The organism is Schlegelella aquatica, from assembly GCF_026013905.1.
Classification (GTDB): domain Bacteria; phylum Pseudomonadota; class Gammaproteobacteria; order Burkholderiales; family Burkholderiaceae_C; genus Caldimonas; species Caldimonas aquatica.
The window spans coordinates 1148530-1169850 of the sequence record NZ_CP110257.1 but is presented as its reverse complement, the minus strand read 5'-3'; the positions used below and the strand labels follow the sequence as shown (position 1 = coordinate 1169850).

Sequence of the window (21321 nt, the reverse complement as noted above, 5' to 3'; positions counted from 1 at the left end):
GTGTGCCCGTGGGTGTCGCGACCTGCGTATCGCGAGAGCAAGGACTGGTGGGTTGTGCAGGATTCGAACCTGCGACCAACGGATTAAAAGTCCGCTGCTCTACCGACTGAGCTAACAACCCGGAAAAGACCACGATTATAGCGAGTAAATCTCGCGCGTTTCAAGCGGTGTCGGTGCGCCGGCCGGCGGCCAGCGCCTCCAGCACGTGCCCCGCCGCGACGAGCCCGAACGTGGCCGTGACCGACACCATCGAACCGTAGCCGTGGCAACTGAGGGAGCCGTCCAGCTCGCAAGACTCCGGGGGACGCGTGACCGGCTCACGCGAGAACACGCACGCCAGCCCCATGCGTCCTTGCCGGGGCGCCCCGTGCTCGCGCCGCAGCCGCTGACGCAGGCTCGCCAGCAAGGGGTCATGCGTGGTGTCGGCCAGGTCGGCCAGTTCCACCCGGTGCGCATGTCGCTTGCCTCCGGCCGCGCCGACCGTCACGAACGTCCTGCCCTGGCGCAGCGCCCACGCAGCCAGGGCCACCTTCGCGCGCACGTGGTCGCAGCAGTCGATCACCGCATCCACCTGCACCGGCAACACCTGGGGCCAGTTCTCGGGCGTGACGAACTCCTCGACGGCATGCACGGCGCAGCCGGGATGGATCTGGGCGATGCGCTCGCGCATGGCCTGCACCTTGGCCTGCCCGAGGGTGACGTCGAGCGCATGGATCTGGCGATTGATGTTGGACTCGGCCACGTGGTCCAGGTCGAGCAGCACCAGCCTGGCGATGCCGCTGCGCGCCAGCGCCTCTGCGGCCCAGGAGCCGACGCCGCCCACCCCCACCACGGCGACGCTGGCGCGGCGCACACGCGCGTAGGCTTCGCTCCCGTAGAGCCGGCGCAGCCCCCCGAAGCGGCGTTCCTCGTCGGGCGCGAACGCCGGGGACAGCCCCTGCTCGGCCGTCACACCTGCCGCTCCAGCCGCCAGATCTGGTACTTCAGGCCCGCGACCGCGCCGGCCAGGATCGAAGCCAGCGCCAGGAAGCTGCCGATCGAGAGCGTGGAAATGCCGGACAGCCCCTGTCCCACCGTGCAACCCAGCGCCGTGACGCCCCCCACCCCCATCAGGATGCCGGCCACCAGGTGGTTGGCGGTGTCCTCGGCGTCGCGAAAACCCTCCCAACGAAAGCTGCGCGTCGCAAATGCCACGACCGCCGAGCCCAGCACGACGCCGAACACCGCCACGATGCCCAGCGTCAGCACCCGGCTCTTGTCACTGAAGAAGATCAGCCAGTCGATGGTGTAGGCCACCGGCGCGACGAAGCTCAGGGACTCCATGCGCTGCGAGTTGGTGGCGACAAACGCCTCTTCCAGCGTGTTCGGGTCCTCCGGGACGTAGCCCAGGACACCCGAGACCCACCACACGCCCACGATCACCGCCCCGACCCCCAGACCGCCGAGCACCGCGTTGCCGCTGCGGCCCTCGGGCTTGGACAGCGCCCATCCGACCAAGGCCCCCCCGACGACGAGGCCCAACACCCAGGCGAGCGTCGCCTTGGACAGCCCCGTGACCGGCGCGAGCAGCGAGGGCAGGTCCTGCGGCTGGCTCAGCGTCAAGGCGGCAGCATCGACCGTGTTGACGCGCAACACCCCGGTGATGCCCCTCAGCGTCGCATAGGCCGACAGGCCGATCATCAGGAAGACGATCAGCGACTTCAGGTTGCCGCCGCCGACGCGGATCAGCGTCTTGCTGCCGCAACCCGAGCCCAGCACCATGCCGAAGCCGAACATGAAGCCGCCGACGATGGACGACAGCCACAGCAGGCGCGGCGTGGCGTAGATGGTCTTGGAGGCGTCGATCCAGCCGAGCCCCACCATCGCGTTGAAGCCGATGATCGCCACCCCCATCGCCAGCACCCACATGCGCATGCGGGTCCAGTCGCCCATGTGGACGATGTCGGAGACGGCCCCCATCGTGCAGAAGTGCGTGCGCTGGGCAATGGCCCCGAAGGCCACCGACAAAAAGAAAGCAGCCCAGAGAACCTGGGCTGCGATGGCTTGGAGATCGACGTCTTGCATGGGGCGAAATTGTAAGTCGCCCCCGCCCGGCACATCGGCCGAAGGGCTGCGGTGGCCGAGCGCCGGAAGCGCCCGCCGCGTCCGGCCGGCCTGCGGCCCTGGCCGTGCGACGGGGCGCTGATGGGGGGGCCTGGTCAGCGCAGAGCGGCCAGCCGCTCCTTGGCCTCGGCCGCCGCCTCGCTGCGCGGGTGGGCCTTGATGAGCTCCTCCAGCGTGCGCCGCGCCCCCGGGCGATCCTTCAGCTCGATCTGGCACATCGCGATGGACAGCATCGCCTCGGGCGTGCGCGGATGCGCCGGCGCGGAGCTCACGAGGCTGCGGAAGGAGGCCATCGCCTCGCGGTACTCCCGCTTGCCGTACTGCGCGTTGCCGAGCCAGTACAGCACGCTTTCGGCGTAGCCGCTGCCGGGATAACGGCGCTGGAACGCCTGCAAGGCCGCCGCGGCGCCGGCGAAATCGCCCTTGCGGAAGAGTTCGAGGGCCGCCTCGTAATCGCGCTTCTCGTCGGGGCGTGCGACGATCTCCTTGCCGTCGACGACGACCTTCTGGGGCTCGATCTGGCGGATGCGGTCCTCGACGCCTTGGGCGATGTCCTTCTGGCGGCGCTGCAACTCGGACACGTCCCGCGCCAAGCTCTCGTTGGCGCCGCGCAGGGTGGCGATCTCGCCGCGCAGCTGCTCGATCTGGGTGTTCAGGTCCAGCAGGCTGCGGCGCAGTTGCTCGAGCTGCTCCTGCAAGCGCGCCTGCTCCGCCCTGTGCTGGGTGTTGGCCTGATCGACCTTCTGCCGCAGGTCCAGGATCGCCTTGCGCGCCTCGTCGTCACTGAAAAGCGCGTGGGCCGAGGGCGCTGTCGCGGCGGCAGCGGCGAGCACGAGCGCACGCGCCCAGGGCGTGGCCCGCAGCGCGAGCATGGCGGAGTACTTGCTCATGATGTCCGCGACGGGTTCAGCGCAGGTTCAGTTCGGCGCGGCGGTTCTTCGCCCAGGCCTCCTCGCCCGAGCCGCTCACGGCGGGCCGCTCCTCGCCGAAGCTCACCGCCTCCATCTGGGTGTCCTTCACGCCCAGCAGCGACAGCGACTTGCGCACCGCCTCGGCGCGCTTCTGGCCCAGCGCCAGGTTGTACTCGCGGCTGCCGCGCTCGTCGGTGTGGCCCTCGATCGTCAGCCGCCGCTGCGGGCTGCCCGACAGCAGCTTGGCATAGGAGGACATCAGCGGCCCGTACTCGTCCCTCACGACATAGCTGTCGAAATCGAAGTACACCACCTTGGCGAGCTGGTTCGCTGCGCCCTGGTTCTGGCTCGCGTCCAGGTTGACCGAGGACACCTGGGACTTGGCGGTCTGCCCGCCCTGGGCACCGCCTGCGCCGCCCACTGGGGTGGCGGTGCGGCTTTCCACCGGCGTCTCGTCCAGTTTCACGCTGGACCCACACCCGGCCAGCACCAGGCCAAGACCCGCGGCAAGGAGGGTGGTGGACACAGAGTGAAGTTTCATCGTCATGCTCCTTGAGTGAATGCGCCGGTGCCCTCGCGGCCCGGCGCGGACATCGTGCTCGCGCGGGCGCCCGCGGCGCGGCGAGGAAATCCCGTCATGTTACCGCTTGGCCCGCTGCCGCCGCCTCATCGGGCGAACGGCCCCCAGGCCGGCTCGCGCACCTCGCCTCGGGTGCCGACGAGCGTGGCCTTGATCCGCCCATCCAGGGTCGTCGTCATCAGCACGCTGCCGCCTTGGGTGCGCGTCGCGTAGATGATGAGCTTGCTGTTGGGCGCGAAGCTCGGACTCTCGTCGTCGCTGGTCGTGGTCAGCGCCGTGACCTGTCCCGTGGCCAGCTCCATCACATGCAGCCGGAAACCGCCGTCGCGGCTGATGTAGGCGAGCCAACGCCCGTCGGGGCTCACGGCAGGGCTCACGTTGTAGCTGCCCTGGAACGTGACGCGCTCGGCGGCGCCGCCGCCGGCCGGCATCCGGTAGATCTGGGGGCTGCCGCCGCGGTCGCTCACGAAGTAGATCGTGCGCCCGTCGGCCGTGAACGTGGGCTCCGTGTCGATGCCGCTGCTGTGGGTCAGGCGGCGCGCGTTCTCGCCGTTGCGGTCCACCGCGTAGATCTGCGACAACCCGTCGCGCGTGAGCACCACCGCGAACTGCCGGCCGTCGGGCGACCAGGCGGGTGCGCTGTTGGAGCCCTTGAAGCTCGCGATCGGCCGGCGCCGGCCGGAGGCCACCTCCTGCGAATACACCACGGCCTTGCCCGTCTCGAACGAGACATAGGCGAGCTCAGAGCCGTCGGGCGACCAGACCGGCGAGATGATCGGCTGCGCGCTGGCCAGTGCCACCTGCGCACCCTCGCCGTCGGAATCCGCCACCCACAGGGTGTACCGTTGCGCGGCCTTCGTCACGTAGGCGATGCGGGTTTCGAAGACGCCGCGCTCGCCCGTCAGCTTCTGGTAGACCCAGTCCGCGATGCGGTGCGCCACCAGCCGCAGGTCGGCCTCCGGGGCGGCGTAGGCCTGGCCCCCCAGATCCTGCTGCCGCACCGTGTCCCACAGGCGAAAGCGCACGTCCACGCGGCCGTCGGCCAGCTTGGTCAGGCTGCCCGCGACGAGTGCGTCGGCCCCTCGCCCCTTCCAGTCGGCCATGGCCGGGCGGGCCGTCTCGTCGAGCACCGCAGCGCCCGCGTCCACCGGGCGGAACTGGCCGCTGCGTTCCAGGTCTGCACGCACGATGGCGGAGACCCTCTGCGTCCAGCCGGCTTCGCCCCGGAAGGCGGCGATGGCGATGGGGAACTGCGTCGCCCCCACCCCGGAGATGTCGACCCGGAACTGGGCCAGCGCCGGCGTGCAGGCCAGGGCGCCAGGCACCGCCAGAAACTCTCGTCGAGACCACGGCATGCTCATGCGTGCAATCCTTCTGTGTGTTGTCGTCGCGATGTGTCTTCGTCCCCCGGCGGCCGGGCGAGCCCCGGGGCGGCAAACCGCGAATCATCGCCCGGCGGCCTCGCCGAGCCGTCGCGCAGCTCGTATGCGGATGTAACGATCCCCGCACCCCGCAGCAATAGTGCCGCCAGGCGCGGCAAAGTTCCGCTGCGAGGGACAGGTGCACCTCGTGCGCCGCACCCGCCGCTCACATCAGCACGATGTCGTACTGCTCCGGCGACATCGTCGCTTCGGCCTGCAGCGAAATCGGCTTGCCGATGAAGTCCGAGAGCCCCGCGAGGTGCTGGCTTTCCTCGTCGAGCAGCATCTCGACCACGGCTGCACTGGCGATGACGCGGAACTCCTTCGGGTTGAACTGCCTCGCCTCGCGCAAGATCTCGCGCAGGATGTCGTAGCACACGCTGCGCGCGGTCTTGACCGATCCCTTGCCCCCGCAGGTGGGGCAGGGCTCGCACAACATGTGTGCCAGGGACTCGCGCGTGCGCTTGCGCGTCATCTCGACCAGCCCCAACTGCGTGAAGCCGCTCACCGTCATCTTCACGCGATCGCGCGCCAGCTGCTTGCGCAACTCCGCGAGCACCGCATCCTGATGCTCGGCGCGGTTCATGTCGATGAAGTCGATGATGATGATGCCGCCCAGGTTGCGCAGCCGCAGCTGCCTCGCGATGGCCTGGGCCGCCTCGAGGTTCGTTTTGAAGATCGTGTCGTCGAAATTGCGTGCACCGACGTAGCCGCCGGTGTTCACGTCGATCGTCGTCAGCGCCTCGGTCTGGTCGATGATGAGGTAGCCGCCGGACTTGAGGTCGACGCGCCGGGCGAGCGCCTTCTCGATCTCCTGGTCGACGTTGTAGAGGTCGAAGATCGGGCGCTCGCCGCGGTACAGCGAGAGCTTGCCTACCGCATCGGGCGTGAACTCGCGCCCGAAGGCCTGCAACGCCTCGAACTGGCTGGCCGAATCGATGCGTATGGACTGCGTGCGGTCCCCCGCCAGGTCGCGCAGCACACGTTGCGGGAGGTTCAGGTCCTGATAGAGGAGCGTGCCGGCCGGCGACTTGAAGCCCGCCTCCCGCACGGCGGCCCAGGTCTTGCGCAGGTAGGCGATGTCGGCGGCGAGTTCCTCGTCCGTCGCGTCCTCGGCATTGGTGCGCAGGATGAAGCCGCCCCCACCCTCGCCCGCGAGGCGCGTGACGCGGGACCGCAACTGCTCGCGCAGCTCCGGCGAGCCGATCTTCTGCGAGATGCCGATGTGGTCGTCCTGCGGCAAGAACACCAGCAGGCGGCCGGCGATGCTGATCTGCGTGGACAGCCGCGCCCCCTTGGTGCCGATCGGGTCCTTCACGACCTGCACCATCAGGGATTGGCCTTCGAACACGAGCTTTTCGATCGGCTTCGGCGGCGCCTGGCCGTTGTCCCCATTGCCGCGCTGCCACACATCGGCCACATGCAGGAACGCCGCGCGCTCCAACCCGATGTCGATGAAGGCCGATTGCATGCCCGGCAGCACCCGCACGACCTTGCCGGTGTAGATGTTGCCGACCAGACCGCGCTCGAGCGTGCGCTCCACGTGCAGTTCCTGAACGGCCCCGTTCTCGACGATGGCCACGCGGGTCTCCTGGGGAGACCAGTTGATCAGGATGTCTTGCATCGGGAGGTTCACAAGCGCACACCGAAGCGTCTGAGCAGCTCGGCCGTCTCGTACAAGGGCAAACCCATGATACCGGAGTAGCTGCCGCTGATGTGCTCCACCCAGGCCGCCGCCCGGCTCTGGATGGCATAAGCGCCGGCCTTGCCCATCGGCTCGCCGCTGGCGACGTAGTCGGCGATGCGTTGGCGCGAAAGCGGCGCAAAGCGCACGCGCGACACACTGACCCGCACCTCCGCGCGGCGGCCGCAGGCCACCGCCACGGCGGTGAGGACGCGGTGCTCCTGCCCCGACAGCGACTGCAGCATCGCGCTCGCCTGCCTCGCGTCGGCCGGCTTGCCGAGGATGCGCCGCCCCAGCGCCACGGTCGTGTCGGCGCACAGGATCGGGGCCGGTGCTGCGGCCCGCCGCCTCAGGCGCTCGCGGGCCGCCTCCAGCTTGGCCAGCGTCACCCGCTCCACGTAGGCGCGCGGCGACTCGCCGGGATGCACGGCTTCCAGCGCCTCCGTGTCCTCGCCTTCGTCGGGCAGCAGGAGCTCGTGGCGCACGCCGATCTGCTCGAGCAGCTGGCGGCGGCGCGGGCTTTGCGAGGCGAGGTAGACGAAATCGTGGCGTGCGGCGGTCATTCGCGGTGATAGGGATGGCCGACCATCAGCGACCAGGCGCGGTAGAGCTGCTCGGCCAGCAGCACTCGCACCATCGCGTGCGGCAGTGTCAAGTCCGACAGGCGCAGCCGCTCGTGCGCGCCCTCGCGCAGCGCCGGGTCCAGTCCGTCGGGCCCGCCGATCAGGAAGGCCACGTCGCGCCCGTCCTGCATCCAGGCGGCCAGGCGGGAGCTGAGCTGGGCCGTGGTCACGCGCTCGCCGCGCTCGTCCAGCGCGACGATGCGGCTGTCCTTGGGGCAGGCGGCCTCGATACGCGCGCGTTCGGCGGCCAGCAGCGCCTCGAGCCTCTTGGAGCCGCGCGGCTCGGTCTTGACGGCCTTGAGCTCCAGCCGCAGCTCGGGCGGAAACCGCTTGGCGTAGTCGTCGTAGGCGGCCTCGGCCCACGCGGGAACCCGCTGGCCGACGGCCACGACGACGAGCTTCATGCCCCGCGGCCGGACGCCTTGCGGGCGGGCGCCGCGGCAGTCTTCTTCGCGGCAGGTCGCGCAGTCGATGCGGCCTTCTTGGCCGGCGCCTTCTTCGCCGCCGGCCCGTTGACGACCACCTTCTTCACCGGCGCCGCGGTGGCCTTCTTGGCAGCCGCGGGCGCTTTCGTGGCCTTCACCGCGGTCGACTTCTTCGTCGCGGCAGTGGCGCCAGCCTTCTTCATGGCCGGCCCGCGCAGGGCGGCGGCCTTCGCGCTCTGCGTTGCCGCCGTCTTCTTCGGGGCGGCCTTCGTCGCGGCGGTCTTCCTGACAGCGGCCGTCGTCGACGGCGCGGGCGCGGGCGTCTTCTTCGGGGCCGTCTTCTTCGCGGCCGCCTTCTTCGCAGGGGCCTTCTTCGCGGCCGGCTGGCGCTGGGTGGCCTGCTCTTCGGCCTGCTCAGCGTCCATCGGCTCCGAGGCCTTGGGCAGCGGCCGCTCACCCGCGAGCTTCACCTTCACGGGCTTGTCGCCCCAGATCTCTTCCAGGTTGTAGTACTGGCGGATGCTGGGCTGCATGATGTGGGCCACGGCTGCACCGCAGTCCACGATGATCCATTCGCCGTTGTCCTCGCCCTCGGTGCGCAGCACGGGAAACCCCTCGGCCTTGACGCTGTCGCGCACGCTGGCCGCCAACGCCTTGGTCTGACGGTTGGAGGTGCCCGAGGCGATGATCACCCGCTCGAAGAGCGGCGACAGGTGCTCGGTGTTGAAGACGACGATGTCCTGAGCCTTGACGTCTTCCAGACCGTCGACGATGGCCCGCTGCAGTTTACGAATGTCCATTCAGCTCCGTAGGGTGTTGGGCGGTGCCGGCATAGAGCCGGTGCTGGTCAATATAGCGCGCGACGGCCTCGGGAACCAGCGTGGGCGCGAGATCCGTCGCCCGGCCGCCGCCGGCGATGTGCTGTCGAATCGCCGTCGACGACAGGTTGATCGGCGTCATCGGCAACACCTCGGCGCGATGCCACACGGCCGCGAGCTCGGGCGGCGGCACCAGTGAACCCTTGCCCCGCATGGCGATGGCCAAGGTCACCCGCGACAGCAGCTCGCGCCACTCGTGCCAGGTGGGCAGGCCGGCGTACTGGTCCTGCCCGATCAGCAGGAAAACCTGCGCCGACGCGAAATGCGATTGGAGTTCTCGCACGGTGTCGATGGTGTAGCTCGGGCCCTGGCGTTCGACCTCGCTCGTGTTGAGCACGAAGCGCTCCTCGCCGGCGATGGCCAGCTCGACCATCGCCACGCGGTGCTCGGCCGGCGCGAGCACCCGGGCATTGGGCCCTTGCGTCTTCTGCCAGGGCTGCCCGGCGGGCACCCAGTGCAGTTGGTCGAGCTTGAGGTGGTCGAGCGCCGCCCGGGCCAGCGCGAGGTGCGCGTTGTGAACGGGGTCGAAACTTCCGCCGAACAGACCGATCCTCATACGCTCTGCGCCTCGAACGGCGCCCCGGGTTCCGTCCAGCGCCGGGGCTTGAGGAATGCCTCGTACAAGCGCGCCTCCGGGGACCCGGGCGCCGGGTGCCAGTCGTAGCGCCACTTCACGACGGGAGGCAGCGACATCAGGATGGACTCGGTGCGGCCACCGGACTGCAGCCCGAACAGCGTCCCCCGATCCCACACGAGGTTGAACTCCACGTACCGGCCGCGCCGGTAGGCCTGGAAGTCGCGCTCCCGCTCGCCGTAGGGCAGGTTGCGCCGCCGGCGCACGATGGGCAGGTAGGCGTCGAGGAAGGCATCGCCGACGCGGCGCATCATCGCGAAACCGTTCTCGAAGCCGCCCTCCGAGAAGTCGTCGTAGAAGATGCCGCCCACACCGCGGGCCTCGTTGCGGTGCTTGAGGAAGAAGTACTCGTCGCACCAACGCTTGAAGCGCGGGTATTTGTCCTCGCCGAAGGGAGCGAGCGCGTCTCGGCAGACGGTGTGGAAGTGCGTGGCGTCCTCCTCGAACCCGTAGTAGGGCGTGAGGTCCATGCCGCCACCGAACCAGGTGACCGTCCCGCCTTGGGACGTGTGCGCGGCCAGCATGCGCACGTTCATGTGCACGGTGGGCACATAGGGGTTGCGCGGGTGGAACACCAGCGACACGCCCAGGGCCTCGAAGGGCGCGCCGGCGAGCTCCGGGCGGTGCTGCGTGGCCGAGGGGGGCAGCCCGCCCCCCTTGACGTGCGAGAAACCGCAGCCGCCGCGCTCGAGCAACGCCGCGTCCTCCACGATGCGGGTGATGCCGTCGCCCTCCAGCCGCCCGCCCGGCGGGCGCGACCAGGCGTCGCCCAGGAAGGCGCAGCCGTCCTCGGCCTCCAGCGTTTCGACGATGCGGGCTTGCAGCCCGAGCAGGTACGCGCGTACGTCGGCGATGTTCATGGGCGGGGCCGCTTCAACGCTTGATGGCGCGGTAGCCGATGTCCGAGCGCAACTGCATGCCCTCGAAGTGAATGCCTTGTGCGTACTGGTACGCGCGCTGCTGGGCCGTGCGCACCGAATCGCCGAGTGCGGTGACGCACAGCACACGACCGCCCGCAGTGCGCAGTTGCGCGCCGTCCAGCACCGTGCCGGCATGGAAGACCATCGCGTCGGGCGCCTCGGCCGGCAGCCCGGTGATCGCATCGCCCTTGCGCGGCTGCAGCGGGTAGCCGTGCGCGGCGAGCACGACGCCCAGGGCCACGCGGCGATCCCATTGCAGTTCCACTTGATCGAGCGTGCCGTCGGTCGCATGCAGCAGCACGTCGAGCAGGTCGGACTTCAGCCGCATCATGATGGGCTGGGTCTCCGGGTCGCCCATGCGGCAGTTGAACTCCAGCGTCTTGGGGTGGCCCTCGTGGTCGATCATCAGCCCGGCGTAGAGAAAGCCGGTGTACGGAATGCCATCCTTGGCCATGCCGGCGATGGTGGGCAGGATGATCTCCTGCATCACCCGTGCATGGACGTTGGGCGTGACCACCGGCGCGGGCGAATAGGCGCCCATGCCGCCGGTGTTGGGCCCCTGGTCGCCATCGAGCAGGCGCTTGTGGTCCTGGCTCGTGGCCAAGGGTACGACGTGCTTGCCGTCGCACAGCACGATGAAGCTGGCCTCCTCGCCTTGCAGGAACTCCTCGATCACCACGCGCGCGCCGCCTTCGTTGTGCTGCACGCCGAGCTTGTTGTCGAGCAGCATCCAGTCGACGGCCTCGTGGGCTTCCCGCAGGGTCATCGCCACGACGACGCCCTTGCCGGCCGCCAGCCCGTCGGCCTTGATGACGATGGGCGCGCCGAGCCGGTCGACATAGGCGTGCGCGGCCTGCGCGTCGCTGAAGGTCTCGTAGGCGGCCGTCGGGATGCCGTGCCGCCGCATGAAGTCCTTGGCGTAGGCTTTGGAGCTTTCGAGCTGAGCGGCGGCCTTCGTCGGGCCGAAGATGCGCAGGCCGCGGGCGCGGAACACGTCCACCACCCCGGCCGCCAGGGGCGCCTCGGGGCCCACCACCGTGAGGCCGACCTTCTCGGCCTCGGCGAAGTCGGCCAGGGCCTCGGGTTGCGAGAGGTTGACGTTCTGCAGGCGCGCATCCAGCGCTGTGCCCCCGTTGCCCGGGGCCACATAGACGCGCTGCACGCGCTCGGACTGCGCGAGCTTCCACGCCAGCGCGTGTTCACGGCCACCGCCGCCGATCACCAAGACTTTCAATTCGATCCCCAGTTCGATGCAGGAACGCCCGGCGCGCCCTGCGGCCCACGCCCGCGGCGTGTATCAGTCGGCAAACTCGGCGTTGTGATAGACCTCCTGGACGTCGTCCAGGTCTTCCAGCACGTCCAACAGCTTCTGCATGCGCTGTGCGTCCTCGCCCGAGAGCATGACCGTGTTCTCCGGCCGCATGGTCACCTCGGCCACCTCGGCCTTCAAACCCGCCGCCTCGAGCGCGTTCTTGACCTGCTCGAAGTCGCCCGGGGCGCACAGCACCTCGATCGAGCCGTCCTCGCCGGTCACCACGTCCTCGGCGCCGGCTTCCAGCGCCACTTCCATGACTTTGTCTTCCGGGGTGCCGGGCGCGAAGACGAACTGACCGCAGTGCTTGAACTGGAAGGCCACCGAGCCTTCGGTGCCCAGGTTGCCGCCGTGTTTGCTGAACGCATGGCGCACCTCGGCCACGGTGCGCACGCGGTTGTCCGTCATGCAGTCGACGATGATCGCCGCACCGCCGATGCCGTAGCCCTCGTAGCGGATCTCCTCGTACTGCACGCCTTCGAGGTTGCCGGTGGCCTTGTCGATGTTGCGCTTGATGTTGTCGGCCGGCATGTTGGCGGCCTTGGCCTTCTCGATCGCCAGGCGCAGGCGGGGGTTCATCGTCGGGTCGCCGCCGCCGTTGCGGGCGGCCACGATGATCTCGCGAGTCAGTCGCGTCCAGATGCGGCCGCGCTTCTCATCCTGGCGGCCCTTGCGGTGCTGGATGTTGGCCCATTTGGAGTGTCCAGCCATGGGAGGAGCTCCTTTTGTCCGGCGGCACACAGCCCCGGCGTCGTGTTGTCGTGTTGGATAGACTGCGATTTTATCCGGGGGGTCCACCCCCCTCCTCGTGACGGAGCCCCTCATGGCCGAGCCCCTCTTGATCGCCAAGCGCGGCGAGATCGAATGCCACCTGCTGCCCGGCCTTGCCAACCGGCATGGCCTCATCACCGGCGCGACCGGCACCGGCAAGACCATCACTTTGCAAACGCTGGCCGAGAACTTCTCTCGCATCGGCGTGCCGGTGTTCATGGCCGACGTCAAAGGCGACCTCACCGGCATCTCCCAACCGGGCAGCCTGCCGCCCAAGGTCGCCAAGATCCTGGAAGAACGCGGGCTGCCGGCACCGCAGCCGCTGGCCTGCCCGACGACGCTGTGGGATGTGTTCGGCGAGCAGGGCCATCCGGTGCGCGCCACCGTCTCGGACATGGGGCCGCTCCTGCTCGGGCGCATGCTCGCCCTCAACGAGACCCAGCAGGGCGTGCTGTCGCTCGTCTTCAAGATCGCCGACGACCAGGGGCTCGCGCTGCTCGACCTCAAGGACCTGCGCGCGATGCTGCAGTTCGCCGGCGACAACGCCAGCCAGTTCACCACCGAGTACGGCAACATCAGCCCGGCTTCCGTCGGCGCGATCCAGCGAGGCCTGCTGCAGATCGAGGCCCAAGGCGGCGACAAGTTCTTCGGCGAGCCGATGCTGGACATCGCCGATTTCATGCAGACGGTGGACGGCCGGGGGGTCGTGAACGTGCTGGCGGCCGACAAGCTGCTGAACTCGCCGCGCCTGTACGCCACGTTCCTGTTGTGGATGCTCTCGGAGCTGTTCGAAACGCTGCCCGAGGTGGGCGACCTGGACAAGCCCAAGCTCGTCTTCTTCTTCGACGAGGCGCACCTGCTGTTCGACGAGGCGCCCAAGGTGCTCATCGAGCGCATCGAACTGGTGGTGCGGCTGGTGCGATCCAAGGGCGTGGGGGTGTACTTCGTGACGCAGAACCCGCTGGACGTGCCCGACAGTGTGCTGGGTCAACTGGGCAATCGCGTGCAGCACGCGCTGCGCGCCTTCACGCCCCGCGACCAGAAGGCGGTCAAGGCCGCCGCCGAGACGATGCGCGCCAACCCGGGCCTGGACGTCGCGACCGCGATCACCGAGCTGGGCGTCGGCGAGGCGTTGGTCAGCTTCCTCGACGACAAGGGCCGACCGGGCATCACGCAACGCGTGTACGTGCTGCCACCGGGCAGCCAGATCGGCCCGATCACGCCCGAGCAGCGCCGCGCCCTCATCGCCGGCTCGCTGGTGGCGGGCGTGTACGAGAAGGCGGTGGACCGCGAATCGGCCTACGAGAAGCTCAAGAGCCGCGCGGTGGAGGCCAACGCCTCGGCGGACCGGCTGGCCCGCGAAGCGAGCGAGTCGATCAAGGACGGCATGAAAGGCGGCGCGGCAGGTGAGGCCGGCGGCGTGCTCGGGGGCCTGGGCGACGTGCTCTTCGGCTCCACCGGCCCTCGAGGCGGCAAGCGCGAAGGCGTGGTCGATGCGCTGGCCAAGTCGGCTGCTCGATCCATCGGCAGCGCGGTGGGCCGCGAGCTGATCCGCGGCGTGCTGGGCACCCTGCTGGGCGGCAGCCGCCGCCGCTGATCGGCCCCCACGGCGGCCGGCCGTCTCCTCGCCTCCCCGAGAGCCCACCCCCGGGCGACCTCGGGCGCCCCGCTCCACCTTCAACACCCTCGGAGAACCGATGTTCGAGAAGCTGTCTCCCGCCGCTGCCTGGGTGGTGCTCATCGTGGCCGGCCTGTTGGAAACCGTCTGGGCCGTCGGCATGAAGTACACCGAAGGCTTCAGCAAACCCCTGCCCACCGCCATCGTCATCGTCGTGGCGTGGGCGAGCTTCTACCTGCTCGGCATCGCGATGCGCCCCTTGCCCGCAGGCACCGCCTATGCGGTGTGGACCGGCATCGGCGCGGTGGGCACGGTGGCCCTGGGCATCGTGCTCTTCAACGAGCCCGCCACCTTCGCCCGGCTCGCGTGCGTGGCGATGATCGTGGGCGGCATCATCGGCCTCAAGCTGCTGCACGACTGAGTCACCGTCTTGAGAGTCAAGCGCCCCCGGTCGCGCCGCGCCCGCCCTCTAGGCCCCCCCGCATCCCGGGCGTGCGCCCGCCGACAGGACGGGCGGCTACGTTTCCTCACGATCTGCGTCGCGGCGTGAATTCTTCCGCGGAATGTGCGGTGCGGGCCTGGTCTTTCGGCCACACGGCAGCCCCGGACGTCCGCTAGATTGCGCGCACTTTCATCCTCGTGAGGAGACACATGACTTACAAGCTGCTGAGCCGGGCCGCACTGGCGGCCGCCGCCGGGCTGATCGCGGCCTGCAACCCGATCCCCGACACGATCAAGATCGGCGTTGCGCAACCGCTCTCCGGCCCGCTCGCTCCCTTGGGCCGCGACATGGTCAACGGCGTGCAACTGGCGGTGAACGATCTCAACAAGCGCGGCGTCGTCATCGACGGCAAGAAGGTCACCTTGGAGGTCGTGACGGCCGATGACAAGGCCCATCCGGAGGCGGGCAAGGCCGCGGCGCAGCAGCTCATCGAGGCCAAGGTCACCGCAGTGGTGGGGCACCTCAACTCGGGCGTGAGTATCGCGGCGGCGCCGCTGTATGCCGCGGCACACATCCCGCAACTGGCCATCTCGACGAAGCCCGAGTACACCCGACAGGGCCTGCCGACGACCTTCCGCCTGGTGGCCAACGACGCCTTGCAGGCCAAGGCGATGGGCTCCTATGCCGCGCGCTCGCTCAACGGCAGCTCCTATGCCGTCATCGACGACAGCACGCCCTACGGCAAGGGCCTGGCGGACGCCGCGGCCGCGCAGATCCAGCAGCTCAAGAAGGACGTGACGCTGCGCAAGTCGCTGGATGACAAGACCACCGACTTCGCGGCGCTCATCCCCGAACTGCAACAGGCCAAGGTGGACGTGATCGTCACGACGCTGGCGGACTTCCAGGTGCTCGCGCTGATCGACCAGCTTGCCCGCGCCGGCATGAAGCACGTGCAGATCCTCGGCGGCGACACCATCAAGACCGACAAGCTCCTGAAAGCGGAGCTGCCGATCAAGGGCGTGTATGCGACCTCGCCGATCATCGAGCCGCGCGAGTTCCTGCAGGGCAAGGTGTTCCTCGACCGCTACCGCGAGGCGTTCAAGTCCGACCCGGTGTACGGCTCGCACTATGCCTACGACGCGGTGTGGGTGCTGGTGGCCGCCATGCAGCGGGCCAAGACGGTGGACGGCGAAAAGCTCACTGCCGAGCTCAAGCGCATCGACGCCCTGGCCCCGGTGACCAACAACGTGCGCTTCCGCGAGGACGGCGAGCAGCACTACGGTGTGGTGAGCGTGTACACCGCCCGCGGTGGCGTGTGGGAGGCCCTCACCCGCTCCGACGCCTGGTAAGCCGCCGGACCCCGGCAGCCGAGCGCAAGAGGCTGCCTTTCCGAGAGTTCCCTCCGCACGGGCGCCGCTTCGTCGGCGCCCGGTTCGTTTCGTCGCCCCCGGGCGGGGCGAGTCCAACGCGTGGCGAGCCCCGGGCGTCAGTCGTCCCAGCCGCCGTGGCGGCCTCGCCAACCGTCGTGGCGGTGCTTGTACTTGTGCTTGTGCCAATGACCCGGGGCCGGGTACACGACCACCGGTGCGGGCTGTACGTACACGGGCCGCGGCGCGTACATCACGGGCGGGGGCCCGAACATCACCGGCGGCCCCGGGTACACCACGGTCGGGGCGGGATACACCACCGCGGGGGCCGGGTAGGTCACGATCGGCCGGGCGTTGGAGACCGTGGTGGACACGCCCGGGCTGTGCACGCCGATGGACCAGTAGATGTTGTCACCCGCCCAGGCAGGCATGGCGCTCAGGGCGCCCCAGGCCAGCGCAGCGCCGGCCAACCAGATACGTCGAATCATGGCGACTCCTCGCGGGCCCGAGTCGCGGGCCGTGCTGCTTTGCCCCCGCGCCAGCCATCGCTGGCCCTGGGCGCAAAGCGGTACCGCACCGCCGGCACTGCCGACGGCGCCTCCACCCGATCAACGCACCAGCGCCCGGGCGGATGACGCCAGCATGGGCTCTTTTACCTTTTCTCACGACTGCGCGTGGCGGCGCCGGGCGGGCGCGCGCGGCCGCAGGTGAACGTCGCCCGTCTTGGCGCCCCTCTTAGAATCGACCGATCGTCCGAATCCCTCCATCTCCCCTCAAAGAACACTCACCGCCATGTCGGCACCCGCCCCCAAAGACGAAGCCAAAGTCAGCAACTTCCTGCGGCAAGTGATCGAGCGCGACCTGGCCCAAGGCCGTTACGACGGCCGCCGCTGGGCCGGCAGCCCGGGCGACGGCACTCACCACGAGCACGGCGGGCCGGACCCGGCCAAGGTGCGCATGCGCTTTCCGCCCGAGCCCAACGGCTACCTGCACGTCGGCCATGCCAAGAGCATCTGGCTCAACTTCAGCCTGGCGCAAGAGTACGGCGGTGTGTGCCACATGCGCTTCGACGATACCAACCCCGAGAAGGAAGAGCAGGAGTACGTCGATGCCATCCTGGATGCCGTGAGGTGGCTGGGTTGGAGCTGGGAGGCGCACGGCACCCGCCACCTCTACTACGCCAGCGACTACTTCGACTTCATGTACCGGGCGGCCGAGTACTTGATCGAGACGGGCCACGCCTACGTCGACGAGCAGACGCCCGAGCAGATGCGCGCCCACCGGGGCACGCTGACCGAGCCCGGCATCGACAGCCCCTACCGCGACCGCCCCGCGGAGGAGAGCCTGGCGCGCTTTCGCGAGATGCGCGACGGCCGGCACGCGGACGGCGCGATGGTGCTGCGGGCCAAGATCGACATGGCCTCGCCCAACATCAACCTGCGCGACCCGGCCATCTACCGCATCAAGCACGCGACGCACCACAACACCGGCGACACCTGGTGCATCTACCCGATGTACACCTTCGCGCACCCGATCGAAGACGCGCTGGAGAACATCACCCACAGCATCTGCACCCTGGAATTCGAGGACCAGCGGCCCTTCTACGACTGGCTGCTCGAGCGCATCGTGCCCATCCTGCGCGCGCCGCAGTTCGAGCGTGCCAAACAACTGATCGAGCGCATCGAGCAACAGGGACTGGAGGCCGGCAAGGAGTTCGCGCTGCGCTGCCACAACCACGCGCACAAGCTCGGCCCCAACACCGAGCCCGAGCGGCAGATGCGCGCGCTCTTCATGAAATGGGAGCATGACCGCGAGGCGGTGCTACGGGACCTGCCGCAGTTCTTCAACCTGCTCAAGACGCAGACGCACCAGTTCACCCCGCTGCTGGCCTCGAGCCTCGAGGCGTACCGGATCGAGCCCTTCAACCTGCCGCACCAGTACGAGTTCGCACGGCTCAACCTCACTTACGTCGTCACCAGCAAGCGCAAGCTCAAGCAGCTGGTGGACGAAGGCATCGTCAGCGGCTGGGACGACCCGCGCATGCCCACCATCGTCGGCCTGCGCCGCCGCGGCTACACGCCCGAGGCCATTCGCCTGTTCTGTGAGCGCACGGGTGTCAGCAAGGCCGGCGGCTGGATCGACTACAGCAACCTCGAGATCGCCCTGCGCGACGACCTGGAAGGCAAGGCCCCGCGTGCGATGGCCGTGCTCGACCCGGTCAAGCTCAAGCTCACCAATTGGGCGCAGGTGTTCGGCAGCGCCGACCACCGCGAGCCCTGCACCGCCCCGGCCCACCCCCAACGACCCGAACTCGGCCAGCGCCACTTCAGCCTCGGCCCCGAGATCTGGATCGAGCGCGAGGACTTCGCCGAGACGCCGCCCAAGGGGTTCTTCCGCCTCTTCCCGGGCAACAAGGTGCGGCTCAGGTACGGCTACGTGATCGAGTGCACCGGCTGCGAGAAGGACGAGGCCGGCCACGTGACGTCCGTGCTCGCCACCGTGGTGCCGGACACCAAGAGCGGCACCCCGGGCGCCGACGCGGTCAAGGTCAAGGGCACCATCACCTGGGTCGGCGTGCACGACGCCGTGCCAGCCGAGGTGCGCCTGTACGAGCGCCTGTTCACCGACCCGCAACCCGACGCCGGCGGCAAGGACTTCAAGGCTGCGCTGAACCCCGACAGCCTGAAGGTCGTGGCAGCGTACGTCGAGCCGTCACTGGCCGAGGCCGAAGCCGAAGAGCGCTTCCAGTTCGAGCGGCACGGCTACTTCGGCACGGACCGCCACGATCACGCGGCGGGCAAACCGGTGTTCAACCGGATTGCGGGCTTGAAGGACAGTTGGAGCAAATAGGAGCGGCGGGGCCCGGTCAGTATCCGAGCAGGTTGCGCCGCACGTGCAGCAGGTGCTCGAGGGTCAATTGCCGGGCCAGCGCGGCGTCCCGGTCCTTGAGGGCCGCGACGAGGCGCCGATGCTCGGCCTGATACGCCGCGCGCCGCTCCGCCGTCAAGCTGCGCCGCTTGAGCTGGCCCCAGACGTCCTGGCTGCGCACTTCGTTCATGAGGTCGAACACCTCCCGCAGGAAGTTGTTGCGCGTGGCCTGGGCGATGGTCTCGTGCAGCTTCGCGTCCCAGACCTCGAATTCCTCCATCGTGGCGGCCGCCTCGGCGCACGCGCAGCATTCCTCCATGCGCTGGAAGTCCGCCGGCGTGGCGTGTCGAATGACCATCTCGACGATGGCCGGTTCGAGGGCGAGCCGCGCCTCCATCAGTTCCGCCGGGCTGGTAGTGGCCGCAGTGCCGGCGTCGCTCGAATCCGCTGCGCCGGCGCCCGGCCCCCTCACGTAGGTGCCGCTGCCGACCGTCTGTGTGATCAGCCCGCGCTCCTTCAGGCTGGCGAGAACCCTGCGCACGGTGGTGCGGCTCACTTGATACCGCTCGCTCAACTCGCGCTCCGTGGGCAGGCGCTGACCGGGCCGCCAAAGGCCTGACGCGAGATGGTGCAGGAGGTCTTGGCGCAGCTTGTGTCCGGTGTCCATCGCGGCGTGGCAAGAGAAGAATACCAAATCATACCAAAAGACGGCCCTCTGGCTTCAGCGCTGTAGGTCAAGTCTTCAGGTCTATGGGCCGATGGAGGGAAAACCCGCCTGTTGCCGACCCGCGGGTTGGACCACACTTTGGTCTTATTGGTTCTTTTGGTATCAAAAGGAGCGAGCTTGAAGATCGCCACATTCATGCACGCCGGGCGCGTGCAGGTGGGCCTCGTCGCAGGCGACGGCCGGCACGTCGCCCCCCTGGACGTGAAGCCCGAGGACACTCCCCGCGGAGCCCTTTCCCTCATCGAGCGGCTGAGTGCCGGCGCGCCGATGCCCGCCGCGGCCGGTGAACCGGTCGAGTTGGACCGGGTGCGTCTGCTCGCCCCGCTGCCGCTGCCGCGGCGCAACCTGTGGTGCGTCGGGCGCAGCTACAGGGCCCATGCCCAGGAGTTGCAGTCCTCGGTGTTCAAGGGCAACGATGGGGCCACCGAGACCTGGCCCATCGTGTTCACCAAGGTTCCCGAATGCGTGGTCGGCCCCTACGACGACGTGCGGCTGCCCACGTGCATCACCGAGCAGGTGGACTACGAGGCCGAACTGGCGGTGGTGATCGGCCGCGGCGGCAAGAACATCTCCCGCGCCGAGGCGATGGGCCACGTGTTCGGCTACACGGTGGTCAACGACGTGACGGCCCGGGACGTGCAGATGCGACACCAGCAATGGGACATGGGCAAGTCGTTCGACACCTTCTGCCCCATGGGGCCTTGGATCGTGACTGCCGACGAAATGGATGGCCGCCGCACGCGGGTGCGTTGCTGGGTCAATGGCGAGCTTCGGCAGGATGCCTCGACCGAGCAGATGATCTTCGACATCCCGACCTTGATCGAGACGGTGTCCCGGGGGATCACGCTCTACCCCGGCGACGTGATCGCCACCGGCACGCCGGCCGGGGTCGGGTTGGGGATGAACCCGCCGCGCTTTCTGCGCCCGGGGGACGTCGTGCGCATCGAGGTGGAGGGCGTCGGCGTGATCGAGAACCGATTCGTCGGCTGACGCTCACGCTCTGCCGCACAAAGAGGAAAGAGGAGACAAAGCATGAACCCCTGTCGTCGCAGCTTCGGCTGCATGCTCGGTGCAGCCCTGGTGGTCGCGGCCTCTGTGTGGCCCGCGCACGCCCAGGCGGCCTATCCGGACAAGCCTGTCACCTTGATCGTGCCCTTTCCACCCGGTGGCGTGGCCGACGCCGTGGCACGCCCGCTGGCCGAGGCGTTGGGGCGCGAGCTGAAGCAGTCCGTGGTGGTCGAGAACAAGGGCGGGGCCGGCGGCGCATTGGGCATCGGCGCCGCCGCCCGCGCGCCGGCCGACGGCTACACGCTGCTGCTCAGCCTGTCGTCGATCTCGATGCTGCCGGAGGCCGACCATCTCCTCGGCCGCAAGCCGAGTTTCCAGCCCGAGCAGTTCAAGCCCATCGCTCGCATCACTGCCGACCCCACGGTGCTGGTGATTCGCGCGGACGCCCCCTGGAAGACGCTGGAGGACTTCCTGGCGGACGCCAAGCGCCGGCCTGGACAGGTCAACTACGGCAGCTCGGGCAACTACGGCACCGTGCATGTGCCCATGGCCCAACTGGAGAAGGCCACCGGCATCAAGATGACGCACATCCCCTTCACCGGCGCGGGCCCCGCGGTGACGGCGTTGTTGGGGGGTCAGGTGGACGTGCTGGCCAGCGGCCCGGCCAGCGTGGTGCAGCACATCAAGGCCGGCAAGCTGCGGGCCCTGGCGCACTGGGGCGACAAGCCGCTCACCTCGCTGCCCGAGGTACCCAGCCTGCGGGACCGGGGCATCCCCGTGCAGTATGCACAGTGGTCGGGGCTCTTCGCACCCGCCGCTGCTCCGACAGAAGTGATCGAGACGCTGCGCGCGGCGATGCAGCGGCTGTCCAGGGACCCCGCCTTCCGACAGGCCATCCACAACACGGGCAGCCCGCTCGACTACCTCGATGCCGACGAGTTCTCGCGCTACTGGGCGCAGGACATCGTCAAGATGAAAGACCTCGCCAAGCACATCGGCCGGCTGGAGTGACGGCGCGGCTTTCCTCGG

21 protein-coding genes and 1 tRNA gene are annotated in these 21321 nt (G+C 69.0%); 6 read left to right on the top strand and 16 right to left on the bottom strand.

Annotated elements, in window-relative coordinates; translation table 11 throughout:
* Positions 1-45: 45 nt before the first annotated feature.
* From OMP39_RS05310 to OMP39_RS05245, 14 genes are all read right to left on the bottom strand, one after another.
* A tRNA-Lys gene (locus OMP39_RS05310) sits at positions 46-121 on the bottom strand.
* A 39-nt stretch (positions 122-160) separates the two neighbouring features.
* Positions 161-952, bottom strand: coding sequence for a tRNA threonylcarbamoyladenosine dehydratase (locus OMP39_RS05305; RefSeq protein WP_264893757.1), 792 nt, complete (start codon positions 950-952; stop codon positions 161-163).
* Positions 949-2064 carry a YeeE/YedE family protein gene (locus tag OMP39_RS05300; protein ID WP_264893756.1) on the bottom strand — a complete coding sequence of 372 codons (1116 nt, stop codon included), beginning with the start codon at positions 2062-2064 and terminating at the stop codon, positions 949-951. The genes OMP39_RS05305 and OMP39_RS05300 overlap by 4 nt, the downstream gene beginning before the upstream one ends.
* A 134-nt stretch (positions 2065-2198) precedes the next feature.
* Positions 2199-2993, bottom strand: a complete 795-nt coding sequence (gene ybgF, locus OMP39_RS05295) for a tol-pal system protein YbgF (RefSeq protein WP_264893753.1) — start codon at positions 2991-2993, stop codon at positions 2199-2201.
* A 16-nt stretch (positions 2994-3009) separates the two neighbouring features.
* Positions 3010-3555, bottom strand: a complete 546-nt coding sequence (gene pal, locus OMP39_RS05290) for a peptidoglycan-associated lipoprotein Pal (protein ID WP_264893751.1) — start codon at positions 3553-3555, stop codon at positions 3010-3012.
* 125 nt (positions 3556-3680) lie between these two features.
* Positions 3681-4955: a Tol-Pal system beta propeller repeat protein TolB gene (gene tolB, locus OMP39_RS05285; protein ID WP_264893749.1), complete on the bottom strand. Its 1275-nt coding sequence runs from the start codon at positions 4953-4955 to the stop codon at positions 3681-3683.
* 226 nt (positions 4956-5181) lie between these two features.
* Complete coding sequence (rng, locus tag OMP39_RS05280) at positions 5182-6639, bottom strand: ribonuclease G (RefSeq protein WP_264893748.1); 1458 nt, start codon at positions 6637-6639, stop codon at positions 5182-5184.
* Between the two features lie 8 nt (positions 6640-6647).
* Positions 6648-7262 (bottom strand): Maf family protein, encoded by a 615-nt coding sequence (locus OMP39_RS05275; protein WP_264893747.1) that lies wholly within the window; start codon positions 7260-7262, stop codon positions 6648-6650.
* On the bottom strand, positions 7259-7726 hold the full coding sequence (rlmH, locus tag OMP39_RS05270; protein ID WP_264893746.1) for a 23S rRNA (pseudouridine(1915)-N(3))-methyltransferase RlmH: 468 nt from the start codon (positions 7724-7726) through the stop codon (positions 7259-7261). Before rlmH ends, OMP39_RS05275 begins: the two co-directional genes overlap by 4 nt.
* Positions 7723-8547, bottom strand: a complete 825-nt coding sequence (gene rsfS / locus OMP39_RS05265) for a ribosome silencing factor (protein WP_264893745.1) — start codon at positions 8545-8547, stop codon at positions 7723-7725. Before rsfS ends, rlmH begins: the two co-directional genes overlap by 4 nt.
* Positions 8534-9181: a nicotinate (nicotinamide) nucleotide adenylyltransferase gene (nadD, locus tag OMP39_RS05260; RefSeq protein ID WP_264893744.1), complete on the bottom strand. Its 648-nt coding sequence runs from the start codon at positions 9179-9181 to the stop codon at positions 8534-8536. The genes rsfS and nadD overlap by 14 nt, the downstream gene beginning before the upstream one ends.
* Positions 9178-10119 carry an oxygen-dependent coproporphyrinogen oxidase gene (gene hemF, locus OMP39_RS05255; protein ID WP_264893743.1) on the bottom strand — a complete coding sequence of 314 codons (942 nt, stop codon included), beginning with the start codon at positions 10117-10119 and terminating at the stop codon, positions 9178-9180. The genes nadD and hemF overlap by 4 nt, the downstream gene beginning before the upstream one ends.
* A gap of 13 nt (positions 10120-10132) precedes the next feature.
* On the bottom strand, positions 10133-11413 hold the full coding sequence (gene purD / locus OMP39_RS05250; protein ID WP_264893742.1) for a phosphoribosylamine--glycine ligase: 1281 nt from the start codon (positions 11411-11413) through the stop codon (positions 10133-10135).
* A 63-nt stretch (positions 11414-11476) separates the two neighbouring features.
* Positions 11477-12202 (bottom strand): YebC/PmpR family DNA-binding transcriptional regulator, encoded by a 726-nt coding sequence (locus tag OMP39_RS05245; RefSeq protein WP_264893741.1) that lies wholly within the window; start codon positions 12200-12202, stop codon positions 11477-11479.
* Positions 12203-12314: 112 nt separating this feature from the next.
* Between OMP39_RS05245 and OMP39_RS05240 the strand changes: the two genes are divergently transcribed.
* The 3 genes from OMP39_RS05240 to OMP39_RS05230 all read left to right on the top strand — a co-directional run bounded on the left by OMP39_RS05240 (position 12315) and on the right by OMP39_RS05230 (position 15671).
* Positions 12315-13859: a helicase HerA-like C-terminal domain-containing protein gene (locus OMP39_RS05240; RefSeq protein WP_264893740.1), complete on the top strand. Its 1545-nt coding sequence runs from the start codon at positions 12315-12317 to the stop codon at positions 13857-13859.
* 100 nt (positions 13860-13959) lie between these two features.
* Positions 13960-14301, top strand: a complete 342-nt coding sequence (locus OMP39_RS05235) for a DMT family transporter (RefSeq protein ID WP_264893739.1) — start codon at positions 13960-13962, stop codon at positions 14299-14301.
* A gap of 230 nt (positions 14302-14531) precedes the next feature.
* Complete coding sequence (locus OMP39_RS05230; RefSeq protein WP_264893738.1) at positions 14532-15671, top strand: branched-chain amino acid ABC transporter substrate-binding protein; 1140 nt, start codon at positions 14532-14534, stop codon at positions 15669-15671.
* Positions 15672-15808: 137 nt separating this feature from the next.
* Here OMP39_RS05230 and OMP39_RS05225 read toward each other — a convergent pair whose 3' ends face one another.
* Positions 15809-16177 (bottom strand): hypothetical protein, encoded by a 369-nt coding sequence (locus OMP39_RS05225; RefSeq protein ID WP_264893737.1) that lies wholly within the window; start codon positions 16175-16177, stop codon positions 15809-15811.
* Positions 16178-16481: 304 nt separating this feature from the next.
* Here OMP39_RS05225 and OMP39_RS05220 point away from each other — a divergent pair, with 304 nt between their 5' ends.
* The gene (locus tag OMP39_RS05220; RefSeq protein ID WP_264893736.1) at positions 16482-18539 is read left to right on the top strand and encodes a glutamine--tRNA ligase; all 2058 of its coding nucleotides are present in this window, start codon (positions 16482-16484) and stop codon (positions 18537-18539) included.
* A 16-nt stretch (positions 18540-18555) separates the two neighbouring features.
* On the opposite strand, the gene OMP39_RS05215 is transcribed toward OMP39_RS05220, so the two are convergent.
* Positions 18556-19224: a FadR/GntR family transcriptional regulator gene (locus OMP39_RS05215; RefSeq protein ID WP_264893735.1), complete on the bottom strand. Its 669-nt coding sequence runs from the start codon at positions 19222-19224 to the stop codon at positions 18556-18558.
* A 177-nt stretch (positions 19225-19401) separates the two neighbouring features.
* On the opposite strand from OMP39_RS05215, the gene OMP39_RS05210 reads away from it, so the two are divergent.
* Entirely contained in the window at positions 19402-20274 is an 873-nt protein-coding gene (locus tag OMP39_RS05210) for a fumarylacetoacetate hydrolase family protein (protein WP_264893734.1), read from the top strand.
* A gap of 42 nt (positions 20275-20316) precedes the next feature.
* The gene (locus tag OMP39_RS05205) at positions 20317-21303 is read left to right on the top strand and encodes a Bug family tripartite tricarboxylate transporter substrate binding protein (RefSeq protein ID WP_264893733.1); all 987 of its coding nucleotides are present in this window, start codon (positions 20317-20319) and stop codon (positions 21301-21303) included.
* Positions 21304-21321: the final 18 nt, after the last annotated feature.